Raw genomic sequence first — 10,900 nt, forward strand, 5'->3', positions numbered from 1 at the left:
CTCTCGAACCATCTTCATTTCTTCAAGCGAATAACCGTTATCCCCGTAACTAAGTCTGTACAGAACCATGTCTATAACAAACTAATGTTACGGCGGACCCAAGAACTATCAAGCCTGTGCAGAGCGCTGCACAATCATTGGCTGTAACTGTTTGCCTTCAAGCGCACTCCAGCATGCCTCCGGAATGAGCTCCATTTTGGCCACTAACGAGTTCGGTTTTTTCACTGGATCATCCTGCCCAAATGGCACAAAATACAAATATTTGGCCACCAGCAGTTTGGCGATGTTCGCAGCATTCAACCCAAGGCCGTCATTGGTGGAAATGGCGAGTACCAGCGGACGCTGATTTCGCATCTGAGCTTTGGCTGCCATTAAAACCGGACTGTCCGTCATCGCGTTAGCCAGCTTACTCGTCGTGTTGCCTGTGCATGGAGCAATTACGAGCACATCGAGCAACTTGGAAGGACCTAACGGCTCTGCCTCAACAATTGTAGAAATGATATCATTCCCCGTTATATCTTTCAACTGTTTTTGCCAATTTTGCGCGGTCCCAAAGCGTGTATCCGTAGTCAGAACCGAATTGGAAATAATCGGGACAACATTGGCACCTTCGGCTACGAAGCGGCTAATCACCGGCATAACCTCTTCAAACGTACAATGAGAACCTGTAATTGCGTAACCTACCGTTTTTCCCTGCCAGTTCATTGTTCAACCTCCCGTGCGTTTTGTTCTTCCAAAAGCAAACGGATTAAGACGTCGGCAATAATGCCGCCAGCCGTTTTGGGAGCAACAATGCCGGGGAGGCCAGGCGCAAGTAGCGCTTTGATACCGCGTTTTTCGGCATACCGGAAATCACAGCCGCCAGGAGCGGATGCGAGGTCGATAATGACTGCTTTTTGCGGCATTTTGGACAGGATTTGTGCTGTGATTATCATAGTCGGTATCGTATTAAAAAGCAAGTCAACTTCCCCGGTTTGAGCGGCCAAATCCGTTGTCATGAAAGGCTTCCAGCCCATTATGGCTGCTCGAGCAGCATCCTCTTCGCGCCTGATTCCTACCCGTACATTTGCCCCAAGTCCCTGAAGCGTTTTGGCCATTGTGAAACCTGTTCGACCCAAGCCAAGCACAATGCATTCCGAGCCGTGGATCGTGAAGTCCGTCTCCCGAATCGCCATGGCAATGGCGCCTTCAGCTGTCGGAATGGAGTTGTAGAGCGCGATGTCATCACGATCGAGTACTTCAACAAGCCGTAGACCATTTTCCCGGCACAAATCACGTAAAAAAGGCTTCGCCATACCTGTGAACACAATACAATGCTCCGGCAATGCCGCAACATGTTCCTTTTTCAGTAAAATCGGTGTATCACTGAACGAAGTGCTCACTTTCCCCTGATCATCACACCCGACCACAGGAAGCACCAGCACATCTGCCGAAGCAAATACATCGTCCTCCAATTCCTGGTGTTCGATACCCGGAATGGAACGCTCCAGCTTGTCGAAGCCCACCACACTTACCGTAGCATCCAGCTCTGCGCATTTTTGAATGACTTCAAGCTGCCGCGCATCTCCGCCCAGGACTATAATCCGGACACCGGTCAGCATCGGGACGTCACTCCTTTCACCACATGTATGCCTTATCGTATGCAGTGGCCCACAGGGGGGTGAAACATTAAAATTGAAGCATGCAAAGAAAAATTATCTCTATCGTTCAAAAAAAGAAAAAAGAGCCGCCCCCTCGGGACGACTCTTCGAGAACATGCTCAGTAAATTAAACTGTGAAGCTCTTATTACAGAAGATGCTCTTATTTACAGCTTGGTTTCAAATCCTTTATTTCCCGGTATGACCGAATCCGCCTTCTCCACGTACAGTTTCCGACAGTTCAGCTACCTCTGTTAATTCAACTGCTGGAACCGTTTGAAAGACGATTTGGGCAATACGCTCCCCACGTACAATCGTGAATGGCTCCTGACCCAGATTGATCAGAAGGACCTTAACTTCCCCGCGATAATCGGCATCAATGGTGCCCGGTGTGTTCAGACACGTAATCCCATGTTTGAAAGCCAGACCGCTGCGAGGGCGAACCTGTGCCTCCAATCCAGCTGGCATAGCCATCGCGAGTCCCGTAGGAATCAACGTACGCTGTCCCGGCTGCAATACAACCTCTTCTTGTAATGCCGCAACTACATCAAAGCCGGAGGCCAGCTCTGACATTTTTTGAGGCAACTTAATATCTTCATTGCCCGGTAACTTTTGAATTTGAACGTAATGCAACAAAATCATCCCTTCTTAATCCAGCGATCGTACGATCCGAAGCACCGACCATAGCGAGCGCAAATGGCTCGGCAAACATCAGGTCCAGCACAGCATCGACATCGTCCATCGTTACTTCTTCAATTTTGGCAATCATTTCGTCCAGCGTGTGGTGTCTGCCCAGCATCAGCTCGTTTTTGCCCAGACGGTTCATGCGGCTGCCCGTGCTTTCCAAACTGAGGATCAAACTGCCTTTCAGCTGTTCTTTTCCTTTGCGCAGCTCATCTTCTGACAATCCATTTACAGCCAGATCGTTCAGAACCTCTTTGGTCAGATCCAGAACTTCTTTCGTCTGTTTCGGCGCTGTACCTGCATAGATGGTGAAGAGTCCACTATCCGCATGGGAACTATGATACGAATAAACGGAATAAGCAAGGCCACGTTTCTCCCGAATTTCCTGGAACAGTCTGGAGCTCATACCTCCGCCAATCGCATTATTCAGCACGACCATCGCGAACTGAAGCGGATCTCCGATCTTACATCCCGGGAACGAGATACAGATATGATTCTGTTCCGTTTTCTTTTTGTGAAAGAGTTGTCCGCTCTGGAATGCAGGCAGCGTGACTTGTTCAGATACACCATTGACATCAAAAGCACCAAAATGCTTTTCCATCAAATCGATCACACTGTCATCAATATTCCCTGCAATACTAATAACGGTATTCTCAATCGTATAGTGCTCCTTCATATATGCACGCAGATGGCTGGAGTCCATCGCCTTGAGACGCTCTTCAGTACCCAGAATTGGGTAAGCGAGCGGATGCTCACCATAGGCGGCCAAAGCCATAAGATCATGCACCATGTCATCCGGCGTATCCTCATACATCGATATTTCTTCCAGAATGACGTTTTTCTCCTTAAGCAGTTCACCATCATCCATTTTAGAGCGGAAGAACATATCGGATAACACATCGACAGCTATTGGCAGATGTTCATCCAATACTTTGGCGTAATAACAAGTGTATTCTTTCGAAGTGAACGCATTCACGTTACCACCAATGGCATCGAATTGCTCCGCAATCGCTTTGGCATCATAACGATCCGTTCCTTTGAACAGCATGTGCTCAATAAAGTGTGACACTCCGTTGCTTGCAGGCTGCTCATTGCGAGAACCTGTCTTGACCCATATTCCAAATGACACGGAACGACAGGTCGGAATCTGTTCCATGACAACTCTGAGGCCATTGCCCAGCTGAATTTTTTTCACGGTTGGCCCTCCTACATCTCTATAATTGCCTGGATTTCAACGCAAAATTGAAATCGACATTTGGTTCCAACTGTTTGATAGTAACAAAAAAACATCATTCACTCAACCGCTGATCCCTTCACGCGCTCGGATGACAACGTTTCGCTAACGGTTCCAAGCGTCAAACCCTTGGCCCGTATGGAATCAATCATTCCTTTTAAAGCTCCTGAAGAAGCAGCCGTGGGGTGCATCAGAATTAATGTACCGGCTTCTACGTTTTTGGCGATCTTGGCTACAACAGAAGCAGAACTTGGTTTGCGCCAATCCACCGTATCCAGTGTCCAAAGTACCGTTTGAAGTCCCATGCCAGAAGCAATGTCGACTGTTTGTTGATTAAAATCACCGGAAGGTGGAGCAAACCAGTGGTTCTCCACACCCAATTTTTCTTTGAGCAGGTCCTGGGTTTTGCTGATTTCCAGCTTGGCTCGCTCCGTACTCAACCGACTCATATTCGGATGTGAGTATGCATGATTTGATAACTCATGTCCACGCTTTTGGATCTCTTTAGCCAGTTCTTCGTTTTTGCTCAACCAGCTTCCATCCAGAAAAAAAGTAGCTTTGACTTTTTCGGCGTCAAGCGTATCTAGCATCGGGATAATGAATTCATTGCCCCACGCTACATTAATCATGAAAGACACCATTGGTTTCTCGGCATTCCCCCGGTAAATCGGGTGTGCACCCAAATCTTTAAGCTGGATTTCAGGTACAGTCTGCCGATAGACATACGCTATCTTAGTATTCAGCGTCCCACCAAGTGCTTTGCGATACGTGGCTTCCACATCAATTTCTATTCCGTTATACCCGGGTATCGCTTTCCAGACCCGATCCACTCTGGCATTTACCGGAGCGATTTTCGTTTCGGCCGCTTTATCCCGGATCGCCGACAACAGCTGATCTTCTCCGGTTGCCTCTTTGAACATATCAAATGCATTTTGCGTGCCTGGCCCATCACGGATTTCCGTAATGTATGTACGTACACTGCCCACTTGTCCGACCAGTATGACAGCTGCCATACCTACCAGAACAGCCGCCAGCTTTTTGGATTGGTTTCCCACAGCTCCATCCTCCCGCCGTCTTTGTCCCCATCATATGAGGACAAGTGCAAGAATATGAATAAAACAAGCTGTTCATGTAAAGTATCTTCAAAGCTGGATTCAGAGGCCTTATGAGTAGACAATCGATTTCATAAAGGTATTTAAACGTTAAAAAAAGAGCCAGAAATTCACATTCTGTCTCTTCATTCAATCTATCTTTTCAAAAAAATGATGGCACGCAGCCTATGATTGAGCTGGAGCTTCGGCAGTCAATACGGCTTTGCGGGACAAGTTGATACGGCCTTGTGGGTCAATTTCCGTTACTTTTACCGTAATGGAATCACCAATGGCAACAACATCTTCCACTTTAGCGACACGCTCTGTGGACAATTGTGAGATGTGTACCAGACCTTCTTTGTTCGGCAGCACTTCAACAAATGCACCAAACTTCTCAACACGTTTTACTTTACCTACATAAATCTCGCCGACCAGTACTTCACGTACGATGCCTTCGATAATCGATTTGGCTTTATCATTCATCTCTTGGTTGGAAGAAGCGATAAAGACACGTCCATCTTGTTCAATATCAATTTTAACACCGGTTTCCTCGATGATTTTATTGATAATTTTACCACCTGCACCGATAACATCACGGATTTTGTCCGGATTGATATGCATGGTTGTAATTTTAGGTGCATATTGTGACAACTGCTCACGTGGAGTTTTCATCACTTCGGTCATTTTGCTCAAGATGTGCATACGACCTTCTTTGGCTTGAGCCAATGCTTCGGACAAAATTTGACGATCAATACCATCAATTTTGATATCCATTTGAATAGCTGTTACACCATCAGGTGTTCCTGCTACTTTGAAGTCCATGTCACCGAGGTGATCTTCCATACCTTGAATATCACTCAGGATGGATACATGATCTCCGTCTTTGATCAGACCCATAGCTACACCCGCAACTGGAGCTTTGATTGGTACACCTGCATCCATCATAGCCAATGTGCTGGCACAGATACTTGCCTGGGAAGTTGAACCGTTGGATTCCAATACTTCGGATACCAGACGAATTGTGTATGGGAAGTCTGTTTCGGAAGGAATTACTTTGGAAAGAGCACGCTCACCCAGAGCACCATGTCCGATTTCGCGACGGCCTGGAGCACGCAATGGACGAGCTTCACCTACGCTGAACGGTGGGAAGTTATAGTGATGCATGAAACGTTTCGTTTCTTCAAGACTGATTCCGTCCAAAATTTGAACATCACCCAGTGCACCAAGTGTACAAATGCTGAGCGCCTGTGTTTGTCCACGAGTGAACAGACCTGAACCGTGAGTACGTGGCAGCAGGGAAGTATCACATTCAATTGGACGGATCTCAGCGAGTCCACGTCCATCCGGACGAACTTTATCATGTGTGATAAGGCGGCGCACTTCTTCTTTGACGATATCGTGCAGCACTTCTTTCACATCTTTGAGCAGTTCTGGAGTCTCAATATACTTCTCTTCGAAGTGAGCAACGGTTTCGTCATTCACAAGATCGATTGCATCCTGACGCGCATGTTTTTCAGCAATTTTAACAGCTTCAACCAGACGAGCACTGGCGAACTCACGTACACTGCTGTTAACTTCAGCATTAACGGCATGCAATTTCACAGCCATTTTTTCTTTACCAGCCACTTGTACGAGTTGTTCGATGACTGCAACAATGTTCTTGATCTCGTCATGTCCGAACATGATTGCTTCCAGCATTACTTCTTCCGGAACTTCGTTCGCTTCCGCTTCAACCATCATGATGGCATCTTTGGTTCCTGCTACAACGAGTTCAATCTCACTTACCTCTAGCTGTGCAATCGTTGGGTTGATGATGAACTCACCATTAATACGTCCAACTTTCACACCACCAATCGGTCCGCTAAATGGAACATCCGAAATGCTCAGTGCAGCCGATGTACCGATCATGGCAGCAATTTGCGGTTCGCAGTCCTGATCCACACTCATAACGATATTCAGAACTTGTACATCATTACGGAAACCTTCCGGGAACAAAGGACGAATCGGACGGTCTGTCAAACGGCTCGAAAGAATCGCTTTCTCACTTGGTCTGCCTTCACGTTTAATAAATCCACCTGGGATTTTACCTACGGCATACAATCTTTCTTCATAGTTTACCGTTAATGGGAAAAAGTCCAGATCTTTAGGCTCACTTGATGCTGTCACGGTACACAATACAACGGTATCCCCGTACGTTACCTTAACGGCAGCATTAGCCTGCTTGGCCAAACGCCCTGTTTCAAGCGTAAGCGTTCTTCCACCAAGCTGCATTTCAACACGCTGTTCCATGAAATCCCTCCTTTTATTCGTTCCTAACACAATGGATTCTGCATTTTCACAGTATTTCCTGCTTGTCCTGCATTCATTAACTCTACAGCAACATGCTCACTTGCAAAACAAAAGCTCCTTGCGGAGCCATCAGCTACAAATATATGGCAACATGTTCATCTACAAAACAACCCGGCTGTAAGCTCCGCTTGTCCTTTTAGACAAAGGAATGACGGATAACAGCCAGGTTGATTTTGAAAACATGTACGATAATTAACGACGCAATCCGAGTTTTTCGATCAGTGCGCTGTAACGTTTAACATCTTTGTTTTTCACGTAAGCCAAAAGCTTACGACGTTGACCTACCATTTTCAAAAGTCCACGACGTGAGTGGTGGTCTTTCTTGTGCGTACGCAAGTGGTCTGTCAAACTTCTGATGTTTTCCGTAAGGATAGCAACTTGCACCTCAGGTGATCCAGTATCGGACTCATGAGTTTTGTGCTCGTCGATCAGTTGTTGTTTACGTTCTTGAGTCAATGCCATCCTATTCACCTCCTTCATTATAATCGCCATTAGCCTCGTCACCGCCGGTGAGAGCAAGTAACCAAGCCAAGGTTATGTGTTGTCTCAAACGACAACGTAGTACATTATATCATAGTTGCCCAGACAAAGTAAATGTAAACATGTATTTTGTCCTGAGCTTTACGATAATAGGCGGGCGGCGGTTAATGCATCTTCACGAATCTGACTGATCAAAGCATCAATCGAGTCAAATTTTCGCTCTGCACGAATGTAGTGAACGAGATCAACCTTTAATTCCTGGTCATATATCTGCCCATCAAAATCAAGCAAGTGCACCTCAAACGTAGGTTTCATCCCGTTTTCGTGAAAGGTAGGTTTCACACCAAGGTTCATGACGCCACGCAGTTCCTGCTCCCCATACTGCACACGAACAGCGTAAACACCTTTCGCTGGCGTAACATAATGATCCGTAAGTTCAAGGTTAGCGGTAGGGAAACCAATGGTCCGCCCACGCTTCTCTCCATGAATTACGATTCCCCTGATGCTGTAAGGTCGTCCGAGCCATTGACTGGCTTCGTCCATTTCTCCACGCTTCAACAGGCCACGAATGAGAGAACTGCTTACCTTCTCACCATTTAACAGGAATGGAGGCACAGTCTCGACTGTCATTTCGCCTTCTCCCAATGTGCGAAGAAGCTGCTCATCCCCTGCTCCCTTGTGACCGAAGCGGAAGTCAAAACCAACTACCGCTGTTCGAGTCTGAAGCGGAAGCAGCAGATTATGTGCGAATTGCTGCGGCGTCAACCTTGAGAACTCCTCATTGAATTCGACCACGTAGAGCACGTCTACACCCATCCCTGCCAGGATGTCTTCTTTATCTCTCAAGGGAGTTAGATAACCCTCGTAATCCCCTTTGCGCATAACTTCCTTCGGATGAGGATGAAAGGTCATCACCGCTGCCTGCATGCCCGTTTCGCGTGCAATGCGGACAGCTGACAAAATGACACTTGCATGTCCGAGATGCAGCCCGTCAAATTGACCGATCGCGAGCACTTGGGGATGTGTGCCCTGAACAGCCGATTGTAACGTCTGCGGATAGGTTAGCATTACGGTTTTCACAATCATTCACCTGCATTTCACTTGATAGGCCAGGCTTGAGTACCACCACTCAAACCAGGAACCTCTTTATTCCGGCAAAAAGACTTTAACAGCTCTCACCGTTGCTTTCAATTCATCCCGCTCAAATATCCCCAGAAACGTCCCATCCTGATCATATAACCGCAGTAGACCAGGTTGTTCTGCAGGCGGTTCGAGCAAACGCGCCGATAATTTCTGGCCCTGAAGTGCTCCCTTGGTCTGATCCGCACCCACCGTATGAGCCGGAATGGAAGAGATGGCTTCATCAACCGGAATCAACACCTCGGCTAACGTTCCATCGATCATGCGTTGTTCCACTTCTTCAAAATGAAGGCAATGATCAGCAGAAATCCCAGCCGATATCGTACGCTCCAGGTGTAGCATGGTGGACGGATATCCCAATTTTTTGCCAATATCCACGCATAACGTTCGAATGTATGTCCCTTTGGAACATAAAGCACGGAACGATATATCCGTAGTGTCGCCTTGATTCTCAATTCCTGTCAATTCCAGCTCATAGATCGTAACTTCCCGACTCTTGCGCTCTACCGTTTTTCCTTCACGAGCTAACTCGTAAAGACGTTTCCCATCCACTTTGACTGCAGAATACATAGGTGGAACCTGTGAGATGGTGCCCAGGAATTGCTCCAGCACCTGCTCAACCTGCTCCTGTGTCACCTTAACAGCCGTCTCCGACCGCTCAATAACTTCACCTGTCATATCCTCCGTGTCAGTAGACAGACCCAGTCGTAGCGTTGCCAGGTATTCCTTGGGAAGCTCCTGCATGTACTCCACCACACGTGTTGCACGTCCTAGGCAAAGCGGTAGTACGCCAGTAACTTGCGGGTCCAATGTGCCTGTATGACCAATACGTTTCATTTTGAGAATGCGACGCATTTTGGCCACAACATCATGAGAAGTAAATCCCGCTGGTTTATACACCGGAAGTACACCTTCAAATGGTTTTACCATTGAGCATTCACCTGCTTCAGCACTAGTTCCACGATATCTTTCAACTTGCCCTCTACGCGACATCCAGCTGCGAGTACATGTCCGCCTCCACCAAAGTTCTGTGCTAGCGAGGCAACATCAACCTTGCCAGCTGACCGGAGAGATACTTTCACCGCATTGTCATTGATCACTTTAAAAAAGATGCCTACTTCCACACCTTGAATGTTACGCGGGTAATTGACTACCCCTTCAAGATCTTCGTTGGCTGCACCACAAGCGATCATGTCTTCTGGTGTAATAACCACCCAAGCAATCTTACCATCGTCAGTCATTTGCAGACTTGAGAGAGCCTGATTCAATATACGGACTTGGGGTAGCGTAACCTGCTCAAGCAAAATCTGTGCGAGATAAGGTCCATCTACACCATGTTCAAGCAATTTGGAGGCGGTCGTCATCACATTAGGACTCGTATTGGCATAGCGGAATCCACCTGTGTCTGTTAGCAATCCTGTATAGACTGCTGTAGCCACATCTTTATTCCAATTCACTGGGAAAAGGTTGAGGAAATCAAACAAAATTTCAGCCGTTGCTGCAGCGTCTGGCTTAATGATGTTTACTGTGCCATAAGCGTCATTGGTCGGATGATGATCAATATTTAAAATGAGAGCATCTTCTTCGAAATAATGACGAGTCAGGCCTACTCTGGAAAAGTCTGCACAATCCACACAGATTATCGCTTTATATTTCCGCGCCGGTGGTTGTTCGGTCATGTTCACGATCTTGCCAGCTTCCCACAGAAAATTCATGCGTTGTGGAATTTCACCTTCATTAATCATCGTGAATGTCTTGCCCAGACATGACAGCAGCCAGCCCACCGTTACCGTCGAGCTGACTGCGTCACCGTCCGGCTGTACATGCGACACGACCAGGTAATCATCATGCTCCAGCAGAAATTGCTTTCCGTCCTGAAGCACCTGTTCATAAGTGTGCATTGCCGTCTCCTTTATTCTGTTACTGGGATTCGTTCTTGTCGGTACCGATATCACCAAGCAGCTTCTCAATTCGGCTGCCATATGCAATAGATTCGTCAATCTTGAATATCAACTCGGGAACATGTCGAAAACGGATACGCTTGCCCAGTTCTGAACGCAAAAATCCATTTGCTTTTGCCAGCGCTTTAAGCGAGTTATCCTTTTGTTCCTGTTCACCGAAGACACTCAGATAAACCTTGGCTTGCGACAAGTCGCCTGTCACTTCGACTCCCGTTACGGTAATAAAGCCGATACGAGGATCTTTCAGTTCAGACTGGATGAGCAGACTTAATTCTTTCTTGATCTGCTCGCCCACTCTACCTGTACGAATCTTAGCCATTGTT

At 47.0% G+C, this 10,900-nt stretch carries 11 protein-coding genes; all 11 read right to left on the reverse strand.

The features are described 5' to 3' along the window. Positions 1-108 precede the first annotated feature (108 nt). Complete coding sequence (locus tag CRO25_RS08605; protein WP_024630269.1) at positions 109-705, reverse strand: dipicolinate synthase subunit B; 597 nt, start codon at positions 703-705, stop codon at positions 109-111. Next, positions 702-1,601 (reverse strand): dipicolinate synthase subunit DpsA, encoded by a 900-nt coding sequence (gene dpsA / locus CRO25_RS08610; protein WP_079694670.1) that lies wholly within the window; start codon positions 1,599-1,601, stop codon positions 702-704. The genes CRO25_RS08605 and dpsA overlap by 4 nt, the downstream gene beginning before the upstream one ends. 226 nt (positions 1,602-1,827) lie before the next feature. Then, a complete protein-coding gene (dut, locus tag CRO25_RS08615; RefSeq protein ID WP_170867769.1) occupies positions 1,828-2,274 on the reverse strand; it encodes a dUTP diphosphatase in 447 nt (148 codons plus the stop codon). Next, complete coding sequence (locus tag CRO25_RS08620; protein WP_072732415.1) at positions 2,234-3,517, reverse strand: pitrilysin family protein; 1,284 nt, start codon at positions 3,515-3,517, stop codon at positions 2,234-2,236. The genes dut and CRO25_RS08620 overlap by 41 nt, the downstream gene beginning before the upstream one ends. 98 nt (positions 3,518-3,615) lie before the next feature. After that, on the reverse strand, positions 3,616-4,611 hold the full coding sequence (locus CRO25_RS08625) for a polysaccharide deacetylase family protein (protein WP_076289532.1): 996 nt from the start codon (positions 4,609-4,611) through the stop codon (positions 3,616-3,618). Positions 4,612-4,833: 222 nt separating this feature from the next. Further along, entirely contained in the window at positions 4,834-6,936 is a 2,103-nt protein-coding gene (gene pnp / locus CRO25_RS08630; protein ID WP_063566373.1) for a polyribonucleotide nucleotidyltransferase, read from the reverse strand. A 252-nt stretch (positions 6,937-7,188) separates the two neighbouring features. Beyond that, positions 7,189-7,458, reverse strand: a complete 270-nt coding sequence (gene rpsO, locus CRO25_RS08635; RefSeq protein ID WP_056700672.1) for a 30S ribosomal protein S15 — start codon at positions 7,456-7,458, stop codon at positions 7,189-7,191. A gap of 159 nt (positions 7,459-7,617) precedes the next feature. Then, a complete protein-coding gene (locus tag CRO25_RS08640) occupies positions 7,618-8,556 on the reverse strand; it encodes a bifunctional riboflavin kinase/FAD synthetase (RefSeq protein ID WP_079694929.1) in 939 nt (312 codons plus the stop codon). A 66-nt stretch (positions 8,557-8,622) separates the two neighbouring features. Beyond that, positions 8,623-9,546, reverse strand: coding sequence for a tRNA pseudouridine(55) synthase TruB (truB, locus tag CRO25_RS08645; RefSeq protein WP_063566374.1), 924 nt, complete (start codon positions 9,544-9,546; stop codon positions 8,623-8,625). Beyond that, on the reverse strand, positions 9,540-10,517 hold the full coding sequence (locus CRO25_RS08650; protein WP_079694671.1) for a bifunctional oligoribonuclease/PAP phosphatase NrnA: 978 nt from the start codon (positions 10,515-10,517) through the stop codon (positions 9,540-9,542). The genes truB and CRO25_RS08650 overlap by 7 nt, the downstream gene beginning before the upstream one ends. Positions 10,518-10,536: 19 nt before the next feature. Next, positions 10,537-10,896, reverse strand: coding sequence for a 30S ribosome-binding factor RbfA (gene rbfA, locus CRO25_RS08655; protein WP_063566376.1), 360 nt, complete (start codon positions 10,894-10,896; stop codon positions 10,537-10,539). Positions 10,897-10,900 lie beyond the last annotated feature (4 nt).

Source organism: Paenibacillus sp. RU5M, assembly GCF_900221055.1.
GTDB classification, from domain to species: Bacteria; Bacillota; Bacilli; order Paenibacillales; family Paenibacillaceae; genus Paenibacillus; species Paenibacillus marchantiae.

What these genes read in the sequence shown, in the direction of transcription:
- CRO25_RS08605 (WP_024630269.1), bottom strand. Translation starts at nt 705, where the DNA reads ATGAACTGGCAGGGAAAAACGGTAGGTTACGCAATTACAGGTTCTCAT.
- dpsA (WP_079694670.1), bottom strand. Translation starts at nt 1,601, where the DNA reads ATGCTGACCGGTGTCCGGATTATAGTCCTGGGCGGAGATGCGCGGCAG.
- pnp (WP_063566373.1), bottom strand. Translation starts at nt 6,936, where the DNA reads ATGGAACAGCGTGTTGAAATGCAGCTTGGTGGAAGAACGCTTACGCTT.
- rpsO (WP_056700672.1), bottom strand. Translation starts at nt 7,458, where the DNA reads ATGGCATTGACTCAAGAACGTAAACAACAACTGATCGACGAGCACAAA.
- truB (WP_063566374.1), bottom strand. Translation starts at nt 9,546, where the DNA reads ATGGTAAAACCATTTGAAGGTGTACTTCCGGTGTATAAACCAGCGGGA.
- CRO25_RS08650 (WP_079694671.1), bottom strand. Translation starts at nt 10,517, where the DNA reads ATGCACACTTATGAACAGGTGCTTCAGGACGGAAAGCAATTTCTGCTG.
- rbfA (WP_063566376.1), bottom strand. Translation starts at nt 10,896, where the DNA reads ATGGCTAAGATTCGTACAGGTAGAGTGGGCGAGCAGATCAAGAAAGAA.